The sequence below is a fragment of the Streptomyces sp. NPDC002669 genome, from assembly GCF_042889165.1.
Classification (GTDB): Bacteria; Actinomycetota; Actinomycetes; order Streptomycetales; family Streptomycetaceae; genus Streptomyces.
Window position 1 is genome coordinate 192,058 of record NZ_JBIAQQ010000005.1, and the last position, 17,886, is coordinate 209,943.

A 17,886-nucleotide genomic window follows, 5' to 3' on the forward strand; every position below is an offset into this window, starting at 1 on the left:
ACCCATGAAACCCGCCACAGCCGCGCAACCCGCCAAGGCGTACGTCGTCGGGGTCGGGATGACGAGGTTCGAGAAGCCGCAGACCCGCGACTGGCAGTACTGGGACATGGCGAAGGAGGCCGGAACGGCGGCGCTCGCCGACGCCCGGCTCTCCTACGGGCAGATCCAGCAGGCCGTCGTCGGCTACTGCTTCCAGCCCTCCACCGCCGGGCAGCGCGCCGTGTACGGACTCGGCCTGACCGGGATACCCGTCTACAACGTCAACAACAACTGCGCCACCGGCTCCACCGCCCTGATGACGGCCCGGCAGTTCGTCGAGGGCGGCGCAGGTGACTGCGTCCTCGCGCTCGGCTTCGAGAAGATGACCCGCGGCTCGCTCGGCGGCGGGGGCGCGGACGGCGGCGCCGCGGACTTCAGGGCCTCGCCCGTGGCCCGGCACTACGGGATCATGGCCGCCGCCCACGGCTTCGAACGGACCCCGCCCACCGCCCAGATCTTCGGCAACGCGGCCCGCGAGCACATGGCCCGGTACGGGACCACGGAGGCGCAGCTCGCGGCGGTCGGCGCCAAGAACCACCGGCACTCGGTGAACAACCCGTACGCCCAGTTCCAGGACCCGTACACGGTCGAGGAGGTGCTCGCCGCGAAGCCCGTCCACTCCCCGCTGACCAGGCTCCAGTGCTCGCCCACCTCCGACGGGGCCGCCGCGGCCGTCGTCGTGTCCCGGCGCTTCGTCGACGAACACGGCCTGCACGACCGGGCGGTGGAGATCGCCGCCCAGGCCATGACCACCGACACCGAGGAGTCCTTCGCCTCCGGGACCTGCATCGACGCGGTGGGCCTGCCGGTGTCGCGGGCCGCCGCCCGGCAGGTGTACGCGGCCTCGGGCCTGTCCGCCGCCGATCTCGACGTGATCGAGCTGCACGACTGCTTCTCCGTCAACGAACTCCTCACCTACGAGGCGCTCGGGCTGTGCGGCGAGGGCGAGTCGGGCAAGCTCGTCGAATCCGGGGCCACCACCTACGGCGGGCGCTGGGTGGTCAACCCGTCGGGCGGGCTGATCTCCAAGGGACACCCGCTCGGCGCCACCGGCATCGCCCAGGTCGCCGAGATCACCTGGCAGTTGAGGGGAGAGGCGGGCGAGCGGCAGGTACCGGGCGCCCAGGTCGGCCTGACCCACAACATCGGCCTCGGCGGCGCGGCGGTGGTGACACTGCTGCGCCGGTAGCGGGAAGCGGGGGGGGGGGGGGGGGGGGGGGGGGGCCGCGCCGGGCGGGGGGGGGGGGGCCGCCCCCCGCCCCCCCCCCCCCCCCCCCCCCCCCCGCCGGGCCGGGGGGGGGGGGGCGGAGGCCGCCCCCCCCCCCCCCCAACCCACCCCCCCCCCCCCCCCCCCCCCCACCCCCCCCCCCCCCCCCCCCCCCCCCCCGCCCCCCCCCCCCCCCCGCCGCGGCCCCCCCCCCCCCCCCCCCCGTGGACCGACGGGCCCGGAGCCGCGCCCGGACCCGGGATCAGCGCTCGAACACCACCGTCACCGGCGCGTGGTCGCTCCACCGCTCGCCGTGCGTGGCGGCCCGCTCGACCAGGCCCTTCACCGCCCGGGCGGCCAGCCCCGGCGTGGCCATCTGGTAGTCGATCCGCCAGCCCGTGTCGTTGTCGAAGGCCCGGCCCCGGTAGGACCACCAGGAGTACGGCCCCTCCACGTCGGGGTGCAGCTCCCGCACGACGTCGACGTACCCGGCCTCGTCGAGGACCCGGGACAGCCACTCCCGCTCCTCGGGGAGGAAGCCGGAGCTCTTCTTGTTGGCCTTCCAGTTCTTCAGGTCGGCCTCCCGGTGGGCGATGTTCCAGTCGCCGCAGACCACCACCTCGCGCCCGTCGGCGGCGGCACGCTCCTTGAGCCCCTTCAGATAGGGCAGGAACGCGGCCATGAACCGTTCCTTCTCCTCCTGCTTCTCCGTGCCGACCTCGCCGGAGGGCAGGTAGAGGCTCGCGACCGTGACGCCGGGCAGGTCGACCTCGACGTAACGGCCGCTCGTGTCGAACTCCTCGCTCCCGGCGATCCCGAAGCCGCCGAACCCGACCTGCACCCGCTCGGGCGCCCGTCGCGTGTAGAGGGAGACACCGGCCCGCCCCTTGGCGGCGGCCGGCGCGTGCACGGTGTGCCAGCCCTCGGGGTCGCGCACCTCGTCGGGGAGCTGCTGCGGCTCGGCCCGCACCTCCTGCAGGCAGATCACATCGGCTTCGGTACGGGCCAGCCACTCGACGAAGCCCTTTTTGGCGGCGGCACGGAGCCCGTTTACATTGACCGTGGTCACAGTGGTGAGCATTCCGGCACGATACCGACACCAGCCGCCCGCATACATGTACCATGAACCGTATGAATATACACCCTCGCCCCTTCGACCACCCGGACGCGGTGAAACTCAACGCCCAGGTGCAGCTCGAATACGCCGAGCGGTACGGCGACGAGGGCGACGTCACACCGCTCGACCCGTCGATGTTCCGGCCGCCGAACGGCCTGTACCTCCTCGCCTACGACGCGCTCGACCGCCCGGTCGCCACCGGCGGCTGGCGCGCCCAGGACCGCAACGACCTGGGCTACTCGGACGGCGACGCCGAGCTCAAGCGGATGTTCGTGATCCCCGAGGGCCGCGGCAACGGGCTGGCCCGCCGCATCCTGGCCGCCCTGGAGGACGACGCGCGGGCGGCGGGCCGCACCCGCATGGTGCTGGAGACCGGCACCCGGCAGCCCGAGGCGATCGCGCTGTACACGTCCAGCGGGTACAGCCCGTGCGAGAAGTTCGGCCACTACCGCACGTACGAGAGCAGCCGCTGCTACGCCAAGCCGCTGCGCTGACGCGTGTTCCGAAAGGCCCCTCCGGCCCCGGCTCAGGCGTCGGCCGCGTACCGCCAGAACTCCTGCGTGAACGGGCCCGCGACCGGTCCGGTCATCGCGAGCTGGGTCAGCAGGACGGTGACGGCCCCGGTGGAGGGTGTGAGGTGGCCCGCCGTCCCGGTGCCGCCCACCCAGCCGTAGCGCCCGGGCGCGTTCCACGAATCGACGGCCGCGACGTCGACCGAGCCGCCGTAGCCCCAGCCCTGCCCGCCCAGGAACAGCCTGCCGCCGTCGCGCTGCGCCTGGGTCAGGTGGTCGGTGGTCATCCGCCGCACCGAATCGACGGACAGCAGACGGCGCCCGCCGGCACCCCTGCCCGCGCTCCCCTCCACGCTCCCGTCCGCGAGCAGCATCCGGGCGAAGGCGCACCAGTCGTCCGCGGTCGAGACCAGCCCGCCGGCGCCGGACGGGAAGGCGGGCGGCCTGCTCCACTGCCCGTCGGGGGCGTCGAGCAGCCGCAGGCCACCGTCCTCCGGATCGGCCCGGTAGCAACCGGTGAACCGGTCGGCCTTGTCCGCCGGGACCGCGAACCCGGTGTCCGTCATGCCCAGCGGCTCGAACAGCCGCTCCGCCAGGAACTCGGGCAACGACCGGCCCGAGACCCGGGCGATCAGCACCCCGAGGATGTCGGAGCAGGTGTTGTACAGCCATGCCTCGCCCGGCTGGTGGAGCAGCGGGACCCGGGAGAGGGCCGCCATCCACTCGTCGGGGGCGGGGACGGACTGCGGCTGCGGGGGCCCCTGCTTCAACTCGTCGAACAGCGGCGCGACCCCCGGCAGCGAGAAGTCGTCCGGGAAACCGATCCCGGCCCGGAAGGTGAGCAGGTCCTCCACGGTGACGGCCCTGGCGGCCGGAACCACGTCCTCGACCGGGGAGGCCGGCGTACGGAGCACCTTCGGCGCCGCCCACTCCGGCAGCCACGTCCCGACCGGGTCGTCCAGCGCCATCCGGCCGTCGTCGACCAGCATCATCGCGGCCGCGGCGACGATCGGCTTGGTCATCGACGCGATGCGGAAGATCGAGTCCCTGACCATCGGGGTCGCACCGGCCACGTCCGCGTCGCCGACCGCCACCACCTCGACCCGGTCGCCCCGGGCCACCAGGGCGACGGCTCCCGGCGCCGCGCCGGGGCCGGTGTGCTTCTCCAGAAGATCGCGCAGATCACTCATCGGTCCACCTTCTCGCTCGTGCCTCAGGAAGACAGGACCGCCGCACCGCCCGGAACTCATCGGCCCGGAGGCGCTTCCCCTGCGGCTCAGCGCACCCGGCCGACGCCCACGTAGAAACCGCTGCGCTCCTGGACCGGGGCGGGCGCCTCCCGGTACCACTCCGTGGCGAAGACCAGGCCCGGCTCGACGAGGTCCAGCCCCTCGAAGAAGGGCTCGACCTCGCCCCGGGTGCGCATCCGCAACGGGATCGCCCCCTTCCGGTACGCGGTCTCGGTCTTCTCCCTCAGCTCCGGGTGCTGATCGGCCGTGCCGTGCGAGAGCACCAGGAAGCTGCCCGACGGCAGCGCGTCGACCAGGGTGCGGGTGATGCCGTACGGGTCCTGGTCGTCCGGCAGGAAGTGCAGCAGCGCGATCAGGGAGAGCGCGATCGGCCGGTCGAAGTCCAGCAGTTCGGCGGCGCGTTCGAGGATCGCCTCCGGCTGCCGCACATCCGCGTGGATGTAGTCGGTGGCGCCCTCGGGGCTGCTGATCAGCAGCGCCTCCGCGTGGCGCAGGACGATCGGGTCGTTGTCCGCGTAGACGACCCGGGCGCCCGGCACGACGGTCTGGACGACCTGGTGCAGATTGGGCTCGGTGGGAATGCCGGTGCCGATGTCGAGGAACTGGTCGACCCCGGACCGCGCCAGCCAGGCGGAGGCCCGGTGCATGAAGGCCCGGTTCCGCGCCGCGTTGCCCCGCGCCTCCGCGGGCAGCTTCTCCGCCACCTCCTGGTCGACGGGGTAGTTGTCCTTGCCGCCCAGGAGCCAGTCGTAAACACGCGCGGGATGGGGCTTGCTGGTGTCGATCCGGGAGTCGGGCCTGCCGACCGTCACGGGACGCTCCTCTCGGAACGGGGAATTCATGAGCGAAAAGCGGGTGAACGCGTTCAGGGTAGGCGACCTCCCTTCCGGGGCCGACGCCGCGTCCCGCGAGAACGGCCCCCGCCGGAACGGCCTCGTGACCTGGCCCTCGCCGCCCCTCATCCGCGTCGCTCCGCCCCCGCGCGCACCGGCAAGGCCGCAACGCCCTTGCCCTGGAGTGCACTTCAACGAGCACACTCCTGACCGCGGCCACCGACCGGCGGCGGCCGCGACCGGAGGGGACAGTCATGAAGTACCGCACCATCGGCACCGATCCCGCCACCCGACGCGAGGTGAGCGTCCTCGCGCTCGGCGCGATGCTCTTCGGGTCGGTGACCGACGAGAAGACCTCGTTCGCCGTCCTCGACCACTTCGTCGAGGCGGGCGGCACCTTCATCGACACCTCCGACAACTACGCCTACTGGGTCGGCGGCGACCTCGGCGGCCAGAGCGAGCGGCTGCTCGGGAAGTGGCGGCGCAGCCGCGGCGTCGGCGACGAGATCGTCATCGCCACCAAGCTGGGCGCCGCACCGCTCGCCCCCGGCACCGGGTTCCTCGACAACCCGGAAGGGCTCTCGGCGAAGGCCGTCCGCGAGGCCGCCGAGCGCAGCCGGGAACGGCTCGGGGTGGAACGGCTGGACCTGCTCTACGCACACATCGAGGACCGGACCGTCCCGCTCCGCGAGACCGTGGAGGCGTTCGGGGAACTGACCGCCGAGGGGACGGTCGGGCTGCTGGGCGCCAGCAACCACGCCGTCTGGCGGGTGGAGCGCGCCCGGTCGCTCGCGGCGGCGGCCGGACTGCCCGGCTACGAGGTGCTCCAGTACCAGCACAGCCACCTCCGCCCCCGGTACGACGTCCCCAGCCCGCTCTTCGAGGACGGCAGCCTCGGCCACGCCGGACCCGAACTGCTCAGCTACCTGCGCGCCGAGCCCGCGCTGACCCTGGTCGCGTACTCCCCGCTGCTCGCCGGCGCGTACACCCGCCCCGACAAGCCGGTCCCCCAGGACTACGACCACCCCGGCACCCCCGCCCGGCTCGCGGTGCTGCGCGAGGTCGCCGCCGAGACCGGAGCCGACCTCAACCAGGTCGTCCTGGCCTGGCAGATCGGCAACCGGCTGCCCATCGTCCCGCTGGCCGGGGCCTCGTCGGTGGCGCAGCTGAAGAAGAACCTGGCGGCGGTCGACCTGGAACTGACGGAAGACCAGCGAACCCGCCTGGACGCCGCCCACTGACCCCGTACCGAGGCCGACTTGCCGGCGCCCTGCTCCTCGGTCCAGGCGCAATGGCCACGCGGAGCACTTCGAACGCGTGCTGGAGGCCGAGGAGCGCGCCGAGACCATCGAGGAACGGTCACCGGGCGTCATCCCCGGCCCGCTCCGGACGGAGGCGTACGCACGGGCCGTGATCTGCGCCGAGCGGCTGCCCGAACTCCTGGAGGAGGCCGACGAGAAGGTCAACGGGCGGCCGGCGCGGGCGCGGCTCCTCGAAACCGGTCATCGGGCCCTGCGGTACTGGGCGGTCCTGCCCGAGTCCCTTGCTGCGCCTCCCACCGACCAAGCTCCGGAAACAGCAAGATCCCGCCCGATCTTTCGATCGGACGGGATCTTGTGTTGTTGTGGACCTGTGGGGATTTGAACCCCAGACCCCCTCGATGCGAACGAGGTGCGCTACCAGACTGCGCCACAGGCCCTTGCAACGAGTGAAACTCTAGCACCCCTGAGGGGGTGCTCGGAAATCCGGTCCGTGCTGGTCAGCCGAGTCGGCGTCGCGGCCGGGCCGGGAGCGGGTTCATTCGTTGGCGGCACGGGGCCGCTCCCCGTCCTCGTACTGGTCGAAGAGCGGGGTGCGGCCGCGGTCGCGGCTGCGGCGGGACTGGTTGGTGCGCTGACGCGGCGCCGGTTCGACGGGGGGCGTGGTGGGGTGCGACGTGCCCGTCTGGCTGGGCTCCGCGGCGCTGGAGCGGGCCGCGCTCCAGGTCTCCGGGTTGCCGACCTCGACGCCGCCCGTGGCGCGCGGGGCGACCGGGGCCGTGACGTAGGTCGGCAGCGGGACCGGGACCGGCTCCCAGCTGTCGCCCTGGGTCCGGCCGCGCTCGCGCTGCTGGTCGACCCATTCCGCGTGGTCCGTCTGCTCGACCAGGGCGCGGCGGCCGGCCTCCTGCGGGGAGACCGCGGGCGCGGGCTCCGGCTCGGGGTGGCGCGCCTCGGGCTCCTCGTCGGGTTCGACGGGGGCCGTCGCCGTGGCCGACTGGTGGCCGCGGTGACGGTTCTCACGCAGGTGCTGTGCCGCCACCTCCGCCCGCCGCCGGTCCATGGTGAAGGCGAACCGGCGCCGCTCCTGGGTCCGCAGATGCACGATGTACGCGCTCAGCAGCACGGCCGGGACCGCGGGTGCCCAGAGGAAGTGGAGCCCGCCGACCGCCGCCACGACCGCGCCGAGGGTGAAGGCCAGGAAGAGGACCACGGTGGTGCGCCGACGGCGCGCGAGGACCTGGAGGCGCTGGGCCCGCCGGACGCGCTCGGCCTCCGGCACGGCCGGACGCGGGCGGGCGCGCCGCTCCCGGGCCGGCTCGGGGCACTGCTCGGCCGCGCGCTCGGGCGCACGCGCCGGGTCGTGCACCCGCGCCTCGGTATGTGCGTCGGGCGCGGCGAAGGCCCGGACGTCCACGGATTCCAATCGGTCCGTTTCGGCGTCCGGGTCGACGTCGGGCTCCGCCTCCTCGGCAGTCCGCTCCCGCAACTCCTTGGCGTACCGGCGCTCCATCCCCGCCCGTCCGGACAGCAGCCGGATGGCGGTGCTGAAGCGTTCCGTCGGACGGGCTTCGTTGAGCTCGTCCTGCCTGCGGAGCCACATCGGCACCAAGTAGGCGGCCCAGGCCCCGACGATGACTGCGTAGATGAGGCCGCTGCTGCTCACATCTCACACCGTAGAGGGGTTTGCGCGGAGGCATCCGCCAATTGGACCGGTGTGTCGCACGATCCGGCTGATATCAAGGAGTTTTTTTGTGATTGTTCGGATCGCCCATGGAGGTTTGTGTGCGCCCGATGTCCGATCGGTGACTCCAACTGCCGACCAATATCGAACACTTATTTTATTTCCCGGGGTGTTCCAGGTCGTTTCCGGTGCCAGCGGCGGAGCATCCCCTCGGGCACTTCCTCCGCGGTGAGCGCGTAGATGAGGTGGTCGCGCCAGGCGCCGTCGATGTGGAGATATCGCGGACGCAGCCCCTCTTCGCGGAATCCCAGTTTCTCGACGACCCTTCTGCTGGGCCCGTTCTCCGGCCGAATGCACACCTCGATGCGGTGCAGCCCGACCGTGCGGAAGCAGTGGTCGACGACGAGGGCGACCGCCGTCGGCATCACGCCCCGCCCGGCCACCTCCTGGTCGACCCAGTAGCCGACGTGGCCCGAGCACATCGATCCCCAGGTGATCCCGGCGACCGTCAACTGGCCCACCAGACGGCCCCGGTACTCGATGGCGAAGGGCAGCATCCGGCCCGCGTTGGCCTCGGCGCGCAGGTGCCGGATCATCTGACGGTACGTGGGGCGCCGGGCCACCGGGCCGCCCGGGGCGGGCGGCGGCACGGTCGCCTCCCAGGGGCGCAGCCACTCGCGGTTGCGCCGGTTGACCTCGCGCCACACGCGCTGGTCGCGCAGCTTGATCGGGCGCAGGACGACATCGCCGTCGCCGAGGACCACCGGCCAGGTCGAGACGTTCAGCTCGGGCTCCCGGGTCGGGGGTGGTCGCCGCCGCGCAGCTGGTCGACGGCGTGCACCAGGAGGCGTTCGAGGACGGCGAGGCCGTCGCGCACCCCGCCGGTGGAGCCCGGCAGATTCACGATGAGCGTGCTTCCGGCGACGCCCGCGAGCCCTCGCGAGAGCGCGGCGGTGGGGACCTTGTCGCGGCCCTCGGCCCGGATCGCCTCGGGGATGCCGGGGATCTCGCGGTCCAGGACGCGGCGGGTGGCCTCGGGGGTGCGGTCGGTGGGCGAGATGCCCGTGCCACCGGTGGTGACGACGACGTCGTACCCGGCGGTCACGGCGGCGCGCAGGGCCTGTTCGACCGGGTCGCCGTCGGGCACCACCTGCGGCCCGTCCACGGCGAAGCCGAGCCGGCCGAGCCCCTCGGCGACGAGCGGGCCGCCCCGGTCCGGGTAGACCCCGGCCGAGGCCCGGTTGGAGGCGGTGACGACGAGGGCGGCGTACGGGGCGGTCAGGGCGCCGCCGGCCATGGTGTCGTCCGGGCGTCCCGGTCCGGGCGCCGTCACGCGTCCGCTCCGGTCTGCTCGGGCGCTCCGTCCGGCCCGGTGCGCCGGTAGTCGCCGGACTTTCCGCCGGTCTTCGACTCGACCCGTACGTCCGTGATGACCGCGGCCTTGTCGACCGCCTTGACCATGTCGATCACGGTGAGCGCGGCGACCGAGACGGCGGTCAGGGCCTCCATCTCGACGCCGGTGCGGTCCGTGGTTTTCACCGTGGCCGTGATCTCCACCGCGTCGTCCGCGACGCCCAGGTCGACCTTCACGCCGGAGACGGCGAGCGGGTGGCAGAGCGGGATCAGGTCGGGGGTGCGCTTGGCCCCCATGATCCCGGCGATCCTGGCGGTGGCGAGGGCGTCGCCCTTGGGGACCCCCTCGCCGCGCAGCAGCTCGACCACGCGCGGCGAGACGAGCACCCGGCCGCTCGCACGGGCCGTCCGCGCGGTGACGTCCTTCTCGGAGACGTCGACCATCCGGGCCGCGCCCGCCTCGTCGATGTGCGTCAGCCTGTTCTGGGTACTCACTCACTCCGCCTCGCGGTAGGGCGCCGTTCCCCGTGCGCGGCCCGCACCGGGGTGCGGGCCCGGGGCCCCGGGAGGTGTTCCCCGGGAAGGCACAGCGGCAGACACCGTACCGCCACCGCCCGGGAATCAGCGGAGCAGGACCACCTCGACGTCCGTACCGGGCTCGGCGGAGGTGACGTCCTCGGGCAGCACGATGAGCGCGTCCGCGCGGGCGAGCGCGGCGATCAGGTGCGAACCGGAACCTCCGACGGGGGCGACCGTGCCGGCCTCCTCGTCGTACGTGCCGCGCAGGAACTGACGGCGGCCGGCCGGGGAGGTCAGCGCCTTCTCGACGTCGAGGGCGGCCCGGACGGTGGGGCGGTTCACGTCCGGGAGGCCCATCAGGGCCCGGATCGCGGGCCGTACGAACAGCTCGAAGGAGACGTACGAGGAGACGGGGTTGCCCGGGAGCGCCAGCAGCGGGGTGTGGTCGGGGCCGATCGAGCCGAAGCCCTGCGGCTTGCCCGGCTGCATGGCGAGCTTGCGGAAGTCGATGCCGCCGCCCGGCTCGTCCTCGTCGCCCACCGAGGACAGGGCCTCCTTGACGACGTCGTACGCGCCGACGCTGACGCCGCCGGTGGTGACGACGATGTCGGCGCGGATCAGCTGGTCCTCGATCGTGGCGCGCAGGGTGTCGGCGTCGTCGGTGACGGCGCCGACCCGGTAGGCGATGGCCCCGGCGTCCCTGGCCGCGGCCGTGAGCGCGAAGCTGTTCGAGTCGTAGATCCGGCCGGGGGCCAGCTCCTCGCCGGGCTGCACCAGTTCACTGCCGGTGGAGATGACGACGACGCGCGGCCGGGGCCGCACCTTCACCGTCGCGCGGCCGATCGCGGCGAGCAGGCCGATCTGCGGCGGGCCGATCACCGACCCGGCCCTCAGCGCCAGATCGCCCGGCTTCACGTCGCTGCCGCGGGCCCTGACGTGGGCGCGGGCCTCCACGGGGCGGTGCACCCGGACCTCGCCGCCCGCGTCCTGCGGGGCGTCCCGGTGGGCGCGCATGGTGTCGGCGGGGCCGGCGCCCGTGCCCCCGTCGGTCCACTCGACCGGGACCACGGCCTCGGCACCGGCCGGCAGCGGGGCGCCGGTCATGATGCGGGCGGCCTCGCCGGGGCCGACGCGGCGGCCCTCGGGCAGCCCGTCGCTCCCGGCCGCGACGTCCCCGATGACCGTGAGCACCGCGGGGAATTCCTCGTCGGCGCCCTCGACATCGGCGACCCGGACCGCGTACCCGTCCATGGAACTGTTGTCGAAGGGCGGCAGGGCGATCTCCACCATGACGTCCTCGACGAGGACGCAGCCCTGGGCATCGTGCAGCTGCAACTCGATGGGTTCGAGCGGATGCACCGCTTCGAGAATGTCTGCCAGGTGCTCGTCCACCGACCACATCGTGTTGCTCAAGGTGCTACATCTCCTCCGTGACGTAACCGCGAAGCCAGGTCCTGAAGTCCGGACCCAGGTCCTCACGTTCGCACGCGAGTCTGACAATGGCACGGAGGTAATCGCTTCGGTCGCCGGTGTCATAGCGGCGGCCCTTGAAGACGACGCCGTGCACGGGGCCGCCGGCCTTCTCGTCCTCGGCCAGGAGCTGGAGGGCGTCGGTGAGCTGGATCTCGCCGCCGCGGCCCGGCTCGGTCCTGCGCAGTATGCCGAAGACGGCGGGGTCCAGGACGTAGCGGCCGATGATGGCGAGGTTGCTGGGCGCCTCGTCCCTCTCGGGCTTCTCGACCAGGCCCGTGACACGCACCACATCGCCCTCGGCCGTGGGTTCGGCGGCGGCGCAGCCGTACATGTGGATCTGCTCCGGCGCGACCTCCATCAGCGCGACGACGCTGCCGCCCTCGCGCTCCTGGATCTCGACCATGCGGGCCAGCAGCGGGTCGCGCGGGTCGATCAGGTCGTCGCCGAGGAGGACCGCGAACGGCTGGTCCCCCACGTGCGGCTCGGCGCACAGCACCGCGTGTCCGAGGCCGCGCGGGTCGCCCTGCCGGACGTAGTGGATGGTGGCCAGGTCGCTCGACTCCTGGACCTTCTTGAGCCGTTCGGCGTCTCCCTTGCGGGTGAGCGCGGACTCCAGCTCGTAATTGCGGTCGAAGTGGTCCTCAAGAGGACGCTTGTTGCGACCGGTGACCATCAGCACGTCGGAGAGACCGGCGGTCACCGCTTCCTCGACGACGTACTGGATCGCCGGCTTGTCGACGACAGGCAGCATCTCCTTGGGAGTGGCCTTGGTGGCCGGCAGGAAGCGGGTACCGAGTCCCGCGGCCGGAATGACAGCCTTGCTGATCCTGGGGGGCGACTGAGTCATGCGCAGAACGATAACCGCCTCGCATGAGTGAAAGATGAGTTTCCGGTTAACTTTGTACGCCTATAGGCATATTCGAGTGATTCACAGGTGTCCCTTGAGTGCAAATCAGCCCGAAAAGGCACTTCTCCGACATGAACTGCTGGCCGCGAGGCGCCTTCTGACCGAGGAGGACGTGGAGAACGCCGCGACGGTTCTGTCCCGGCGCGCCCTGGATCTGCCGGAGCTGTCCGGGGCCCGCACCGTCGCCGCGTACGTCTCGGTGGGCGGCGAGCCGGGCACCCGCGCCCTGCTGGACGCCCTGCGCGCGCGGGGCGTGCGGGTGCTGCTGCCGGTGCTGCTCCCCGACAACGACCTGGACTGGGCACCGTACGAGGGCGCCGCCCGGCTCCTGCGGGCCGGTCGCGGGCTGCTGGAGCCGGGCGGGGAGCGCCTCGGTCCGGACGCGGTCCTGGAGGCCGACGCGGTCCTGCTGCCGGGGCTCGCGGTGGACGGGCGCGGGATGCGGCTGGGACGCGGCGGCGGCAGCTACGACCGGGTGCTGGCCCGGCTCGCCGCGGCCGGCGCGCATCCGGCGCTGGTGGTCCTGCTGTACGACGACGAGGTGGTCGCACGGGTTCCGGAGGAACCGCACGACCGTCCCGTGGACGTGGCGGTGACCCCGGCCGCGGTCCACCGGTCGGCCCCGGCGGAGCCGAAGCCCTGAGCGGCCCCGTGAACCGCCGGAGGCCCCCGGAACGACCTCGGGCGGCCTCCGGGGGCTCCTGAGAGCTCCGAGGGCCGCCCGAGGGCTTCAGCGGACGCGTCCTACGGCTTGAGCCTCAGGCTGTCGACCGTCGACTTGGAGACGGCGTTCGTGCCGAAGGACCAGTCGAGCAGTTCGCCGTTGACCCACTTCTCGGTCTGGTCGGTGTAGTGCGCGCTGAACGCGTGCCCGGAGGCGCCGGTGAGGTTGATCCAGCGGGACTTGTCCCAGTCCCCCACGTTGACCACCATGCGCATCGACGGCACCCAGACGACCTCGTAGCCGCCCGCCGCGTTCCAGCCGGTGGCGTTGACCGCAGCCTCGCCGCCGCCGAGGTCCCACGGGCCGCGGTTGAGGGCCCGCCGGAGCAGATCGGGGCCTTCGGTACCGAGGGTCTGGTTCTTCAGCGTCAGCTGGTGCAGCCGGCCCCAGCTCCAGGTGCTGATGTCCTTGCCGAGCTTGGCGGTCAGCTCCCAGCGGGCGTCCTCCATGGCGCGGGCGAAGAGCTGGTCACGGTTCTCCGTCGCCAGGTCCCGGCCGCTCTTCGGCGTCTTCCACCAGTCGCTGTCCTGGTCGTCCAGCAGGTTGATGACCACCTGGTACCAGCGGTCGCCGCCGTCCGGCTGCGCCGAGTCCGCGGCGCGCTGGCCGCACTCGCGCACCAGCTTGTTCTGCTCGTCGACCGGACCGGAGTCGCCCGCCCGGGGAACGTTGAGGCACTCGCCCTCGACCCGCAGCTCCTTGGGGAGCTTGTTGCCGAAGGCCAGCTTGAGGATGTTGCGCCAGACCGCGTTGAAGTACGCCGCAGCGGCCGAGTCGGACTCCTGGGTGTAGTTCCAGCCCTCCAGCAGCTTCTGCGCCTCGCGGACGCTCTTGTCCGAGATGTTGATCTTCATCAGCTCGGGCACCAGCTTCGCGGCGATCTCGCTGGTGTTGTCCATCTGCATCTTCTGCATGTCTTCGGTCGAGATCTTCCCCCCGTCCTTGAGCTTCGTCCGGACGAGGTCGTTGATCCGCTGACTGCGGCTGCCGTAGCCCCAGTCCTTGGTCAGCAGGTGGGGGTACTTCTTCTCGTCGATGACGGCCTGGTTGGCGGTGACGATGTAGCCGCGCTTCGGGTTGTACTCGTAGGGCAGCTCGTCGAACGGGATCGGCTCCTTCTCCCAGCCGTACTTCGAGGACCAGCCGGGGCTGGGCATCGTGCCGTCGCCCTCCAGGCGGACCGGGATCCTCCCCGGCGCCTGGTAGCCGATGTTGCCGTCGGTGTCGGCGTAGATGAGGTTCTGCGAGGGGACCTCGAAGTGCTCGGCCGCCTTGCGGAAGGACGCGAAGTCCTTGGCGCGGTTCAGCTCGAAGACGGCGTCCATGGAGTGGCCGGGTTCCAGCGCGGTCCACTTCAGGGCGACCGCGTAGCCCTCGGCCCGGTCCGGGGCCTCGTTGGTGACGGGGGCCTTCTGGCCGACCTTCTCCAGTTCGCTGCTGCGGTCGGAGACCAGCGGGCCGTTGTTCGTCTCGCGGACGGTGATCGTCCGGTCCTTGCCGCCCGCGACCTTGATGGTCTCGTCGCGGACGGTGAAGGGCTTGGTCTTGCCGTCGTACAGGTAGCCGTCGGCGGAGACCTTCTCCAGGAAGAGGTCGGTGACGTCCGCCCCGAGGTTGGTGAAGCCCCAGGCGATGTCCTGATTGTGGCCGATTATCACACCGGGCATCCCGGAGAAGCTGTAACCGGCGGTGTCGTACTGGCACGTGGCGCTGATCTCACGGCAGTGCAGCCCCATCTGGTACCAGAGCGAGGGCAGCTGCGGGGCCAGATGCGGGTCGTTGGCGAGCAGCGGCTTGCCCGTGGTCGTGTACTCGCCGGAGACCACCCAGGAGTTGGACCCGATGCCGTTGCCGTTCGGGCCGAGCAGCGCCGGGATCCGGTCAAGGGTGTCGGAGAGCGAGGCGAGCTGGGTGTTCAGGCCCTCGGTGGCGCCCTGCACGGTGTCCGCGCCGATGTTGTCGGAGGGCGTCGCGGCCGGGTCGAACTTCCCGGTGACCGGGGAGATCGCGCCCTGGTCGACGATCGGCTCGTTCTTCTTGTACGGGTAGGCCGGGTACAAGTCCTGGATCTGCTTCGCGTCCAGCCTGCTGCCCATCAGCGAGCGGTCGATCTCGTCCTGCATGTTGCCGCGCAGGTCCCAGGCCATGGCCTTGAGCCAGGCGACGGAGTCGACCGGTGTCCACTTGCCCGGCTTGTAGTCGTTGGTGAAGCCGAGGGCCGCGTACTCGACGGAGATGTCCTTGCCGTCCCGCCCCTCCAGGTAGGCGTTCACGCCGTCCGCGTACGACTGGAGGTTCTTCTTGGTCTCCTCGGACAGGACGGTGTCGTACTCCTCCTGCGCGACCTTGCGCCAGCCCAGCGTGCGCAGGAAGGCGTCCGTCTCGACCTGTCCGGAGCCGAACATCTCGGAGAGCCGGCCCGCGGTCATGTGACGGCGGACGTCCATCTCCCAGAAGCGGTCCTGGGCATGGACGAAGCCCTGGGCACGGAAGAGGTCGGCGTCGGAGTCCGCGTACAGCTGCGGGATGCCGTAGCCGTCGCGTTTGACGTCGACCGTGCCTTCGAGGCCGTCGATCTTGATCGAGCCGGTCGTCTGCGGGTACGAGGCCCGCACGGTCGACACGGACCAGTACGCGCCGTAACCGATACCCGCGACGAGCGCCAGCACCAGAACGAGCACGATCAGGCGGGCACGTCGCCCCTTCTTCCTGCCGGTCTTCGCACCGGCGGACCCGGTGGAGCCGGAAGAGGCGGTTGTGTTGGCGGGCATCGCTGTCCTTCGAGGGGCAGGTGGTCCTGGGAGTGCAGGAGCAACCATAGGCGCAGCGGCCCGGCGGCTCCGACGCGGTATCGGGATGGCTCGAATTGAGTAGTGATCGTACGGACGCTCGACCGCGTCAAGAAAGCGTTAAAGATTAGGTAAGGTAACGAAGTACCGGCCACTCATGGCCGATACCGAGGCACGACCGGCCGAATCCGGTCGTTTCGTTCGAATCGTTCGGCTCGGCAGACGCACGCGGGGAAGGAACGGCACTGACTGTCCACACGCTCAACGAACTCCTGCTCGTCTGCTCACTCGTACTGCTCGTCGCGGTGGCGGCGGTGCGCGTCTCCTCGCGCAGCGGGCTCCCCAGCCTGCTCCTGTACCTCGGCATCGGGGTCGTCATGGGGCAGGACGGGATCTTCGACGTCAAGTTCGACAACGCCGAGCTGACCCAGGTCATCGGCTACGCCGCGCTCGTCGTGATCCTCGCCGAGGGCGGTCTGGGCACCAAGTGGAAAGAGATCAGACCCGCGCTGCCCGCCGCGGCGATGCTCTCGCTGGTCGGCGTCGCGGTGAGCGTGGGCGTCACGGCGGCCGGGGCGCACTACCTGGTCGGTCTCGACTGGCGGCAGGCACTGATCATCGGCGCGGTCGTCTCGTCGACGGACGCCGCCGCGGTCTTCTCCGTACTGCGCAAGGTGCCGCTGCCGGCCCGGGTCACCGGCGTGCTGGAGGCCGAGTCCGGCTTCAACGACGCCCCCGTGGTGATCCTGGTGGTGGCCTTCTCCACCAGGGGCCCGGTGGACAGCTGGTACGTACTGGTCGGGGAGATAGCCCTGGAGCTGGCCATCGGCGCCGCCGTGGGCATCGCCGTCGGCTGGCTCGGTTCGTTCGGCCTGCGCCGCGTGGCGCTGCCCGCGTCCGGCCTCTACCCGATCGCCGTGATGGCGATCGCGGTCAGCGCGTACGCCGCGGGCGCCCTGGTCCACGGCAGCGGCTTCCTCGCCGTCTACCTGGCCGCGATGATCCTCGGCAACGCCAAGCTGCCGCACTGGCCCGCCACCCGCGGCTTCGCCGACGGGCTCGGCTGGCTGGCCCAGATCGGCATGTTCGTCCTGCTCGGCCTGCTGGTCACCCCGCACGACCTGATCGACGACTTCTGGCCCGCCGTGATCGTGGGCCTGGTGCTGACCGTGGTGGCCCGTCCGCTGGAGGTCTTCATCTCGCTGCTGCCGTTCCGGCTGCCCTGGCAGGAGAAGGCCCTCATGTCCTGGGCGGGGCTGCGCGGGGCCGTGCCCATCATCCTGGCGACCATCCCGATGGTCTCCGGGATCGAGGGCTCCACCCGCGTCTTCAACATCGTCTTCGTCCTCGTCGTCGTCTACACCCTCATCCAAGGGCCGACCCTGCCCTGGCTGGCGAAGGCCCTGAAGATCGCCGAGGATCCGTCCGAGACGGCCGACCTGGGCATCGAGTCGGCGCCCCTGGAGCGGCTGCGCGGCCATCTGCTGTCGGTGGCGATCCCCGGGGGCTCGAAGATGCACGGCGTGGAGGTCGGGGAGCTGCGGCTGCCCGCCGGGGCCGCGGTCACCCTGGTCGTACGGGACGGGAAGAGCTTCGTACCGGCGCCGTCGACCGTGCTGCGGCGCGGCGACGAACTGCTGGTGGTCGCCACCGATCCGGTGCGCGACGCGGCGGAGGACCGGTTGCGCGCGGTCGGCGAGGGCGGCAAGCTCGCGGGCTGGCTGGGCACCGGCGCCAAGGGCGGCGAGAGCCCGACGGCGCACGCGAAGCAGGGCCGGCGGCACGAGGTGGCGCACGCGCTGAAGACCGTGACGAGGCTCGGCAGGACCGGCGGCCCGAAGACGCACCACTGAGGCACACCGCCGAGGCACACCTTCGGGGGCACGGGGTCCGGGGTCCGGGGTACAGGGCACGGGGTCCGCTCGGCCGGGCCCCGAGGTGCGTCGCGCGGTCATCCGTGCGCCTCGCGTGTCTCGTCCGTCTCATTTGTCCCGTCCGTGAAGGGTGGCCCGGCGCACAATCACAGGCAGGCGGGGACAAATGCCTGTATCCTGAAGGAAATCTGAACGACCAACTCTGCCTGATGCAGAGCTGGCGCGACCGTATGGCGGTCGTGGCGTCCTCCGCCCTGCTGAGCGCCCGGCATCTACCGCAGTTCCGCGCGAAGAGGACAGCTCTCGGCCGCATCCGCACGAGCCCGCACCATCCGTCCGGGCCCGC

16 protein-coding genes and 1 tRNA gene are annotated in these 17,886 nt (G+C 71.8%); 6 read left to right on the forward strand and 11 right to left on the reverse strand.

The window, feature by feature from the left end; all coding sequences use genetic code 11:
• Positions 1–4 precede the first annotated feature (4 nt).
• Positions 5–1,228: a lipid-transfer protein gene (locus ACFYW1_RS09880; RefSeq protein WP_388989710.1), complete on the forward strand. Its 1,224-nt coding sequence runs from the start codon at positions 5–7 to the stop codon at positions 1,226–1,228.
• Between the two features lie 280 nt (positions 1,229–1,508).
• Here the strand turns inward: ACFYW1_RS09880 and ACFYW1_RS09885 are convergent, their stop codons facing one another.
• Positions 1,509–2,327, reverse strand: a complete 819-nt coding sequence (locus ACFYW1_RS09885) for an exodeoxyribonuclease III (RefSeq protein WP_388989712.1) — start codon at positions 2,325–2,327, stop codon at positions 1,509–1,511.
• A 50-nt stretch (positions 2,328–2,377) separates the two neighbouring features.
• Here ACFYW1_RS09885 and ACFYW1_RS09890 point away from each other — a divergent pair, with 50 nt between their 5' ends.
• Positions 2,378–2,857: a GNAT family N-acetyltransferase gene (locus ACFYW1_RS09890; RefSeq protein ID WP_388989714.1), complete on the forward strand. Its 480-nt coding sequence runs from the start codon at positions 2,378–2,380 to the stop codon at positions 2,855–2,857.
• 32 nt (positions 2,858–2,889) lie between these two features.
• Here ACFYW1_RS09890 and ACFYW1_RS09895 read toward each other — a convergent pair whose 3' ends face one another.
• Both ACFYW1_RS09895 and ACFYW1_RS09900 read right to left on the reverse strand, forming a co-directional pair.
• Positions 2,890–4,065, reverse strand: coding sequence for a serine hydrolase domain-containing protein (locus tag ACFYW1_RS09895; protein ID WP_388989716.1), 1,176 nt, complete (start codon positions 4,063–4,065; stop codon positions 2,890–2,892).
• Between the two features lie 86 nt (positions 4,066–4,151).
• Positions 4,152–4,937, reverse strand: coding sequence for an SAM-dependent methyltransferase (locus ACFYW1_RS09900; RefSeq protein WP_388989718.1), 786 nt, complete (start codon positions 4,935–4,937; stop codon positions 4,152–4,154).
• A gap of 275 nt (positions 4,938–5,212) precedes the next feature.
• Between ACFYW1_RS09900 and ACFYW1_RS09905 the strand changes: the two genes are divergently transcribed.
• Together ACFYW1_RS09905 and ACFYW1_RS09910 are read left to right on the forward strand one after the other, a co-directional pair.
• Positions 5,213–6,199: an aldo/keto reductase gene (locus ACFYW1_RS09905; protein ID WP_388989721.1), complete on the forward strand. Its 987-nt coding sequence runs from the start codon at positions 5,213–5,215 to the stop codon at positions 6,197–6,199.
• Positions 6,200–6,275: 76 nt separating this feature from the next.
• The gene (locus tag ACFYW1_RS09910; RefSeq protein ID WP_388989723.1) at positions 6,276–6,602 is read left to right on the forward strand and encodes a Scr1 family TA system antitoxin-like transcriptional regulator; all 327 of its coding nucleotides are present in this window, start codon (positions 6,276–6,278) and stop codon (positions 6,600–6,602) included.
• On the opposite strand, the gene ACFYW1_RS09915 is transcribed toward ACFYW1_RS09910, so the two are convergent.
• The 7 genes from ACFYW1_RS09915 to galU all read right to left on the reverse strand — a co-directional run bounded on the left by ACFYW1_RS09915 (position 6,584) and on the right by galU (position 12,093).
• Positions 6,584–6,657: transfer RNA gene (locus tag ACFYW1_RS09915), tRNA-Ala, on the reverse strand. The genes ACFYW1_RS09910 and ACFYW1_RS09915 overlap by 19 nt on opposite strands.
• Before the next feature lie 98 nt (positions 6,658–6,755).
• A complete protein-coding gene (gene glpR, locus ACFYW1_RS09920) occupies positions 6,756–7,883 on the reverse strand; it encodes a gephyrin-like molybdotransferase receptor GlpR (RefSeq protein ID WP_388989725.1) in 1,128 nt (375 codons plus the stop codon).
• A 170-nt stretch (positions 7,884–8,053) separates the two neighbouring features.
• Positions 8,054–8,665, reverse strand: a complete 612-nt coding sequence (locus ACFYW1_RS09925) for a GNAT family N-acetyltransferase (protein ID WP_384216871.1) — start codon at positions 8,663–8,665, stop codon at positions 8,054–8,056.
• A 17-nt stretch (positions 8,666–8,682) separates the two neighbouring features.
• Positions 8,683–9,198 carry a molybdenum cofactor biosynthesis protein B gene (locus tag ACFYW1_RS09930; protein WP_388990170.1) on the reverse strand — a complete coding sequence of 172 codons (516 nt, stop codon included), beginning with the start codon at positions 9,196–9,198 and terminating at the stop codon, positions 8,683–8,685.
• Positions 9,199–9,230: 32 nt separating this feature from the next.
• On the reverse strand, positions 9,231–9,749 hold the full coding sequence (gene moaC, locus ACFYW1_RS09935; RefSeq protein WP_388989728.1) for a cyclic pyranopterin monophosphate synthase MoaC: 519 nt from the start codon (positions 9,747–9,749) through the stop codon (positions 9,231–9,233).
• A gap of 126 nt (positions 9,750–9,875) precedes the next feature.
• On the reverse strand, positions 9,876–11,186 hold the full coding sequence (glp, locus tag ACFYW1_RS09940; protein WP_388989730.1) for a gephyrin-like molybdotransferase Glp: 1,311 nt from the start codon (positions 11,184–11,186) through the stop codon (positions 9,876–9,878).
• A 4-nt stretch (positions 11,187–11,190) separates the two neighbouring features.
• Positions 11,191–12,093 (reverse strand): UTP--glucose-1-phosphate uridylyltransferase GalU, encoded by a 903-nt coding sequence (gene galU / locus ACFYW1_RS09945; RefSeq protein WP_388989732.1) that lies wholly within the window; start codon positions 12,091–12,093, stop codon positions 11,191–11,193.
• 94 nt (positions 12,094–12,187) lie between these two features.
• Here galU and ACFYW1_RS09950 point away from each other — a divergent pair, with 94 nt between their 5' ends.
• Positions 12,188–12,796, forward strand: coding sequence for a 5-formyltetrahydrofolate cyclo-ligase (locus ACFYW1_RS09950; RefSeq protein ID WP_388989734.1), 609 nt, complete (start codon positions 12,188–12,190; stop codon positions 12,794–12,796).
• 101 nt (positions 12,797–12,897) lie between these two features.
• On the opposite strand, the gene ACFYW1_RS09955 is transcribed toward ACFYW1_RS09950, so the two are convergent.
• Positions 12,898–15,648: a penicillin acylase family protein gene (locus tag ACFYW1_RS09955; RefSeq protein ID WP_388989736.1), complete on the reverse strand. Its 2,751-nt coding sequence runs from the start codon at positions 15,646–15,648 to the stop codon at positions 12,898–12,900.
• Between the two features lie 323 nt (positions 15,649–15,971).
• Between ACFYW1_RS09955 and ACFYW1_RS09960 the strand changes: the two genes are divergently transcribed.
• A complete protein-coding gene (locus ACFYW1_RS09960) occupies positions 15,972–17,519 on the forward strand; it encodes a potassium/proton antiporter (RefSeq protein WP_388989738.1) in 1,548 nt (515 codons plus the stop codon).
• Positions 17,520–17,886 lie beyond the last annotated feature (367 nt).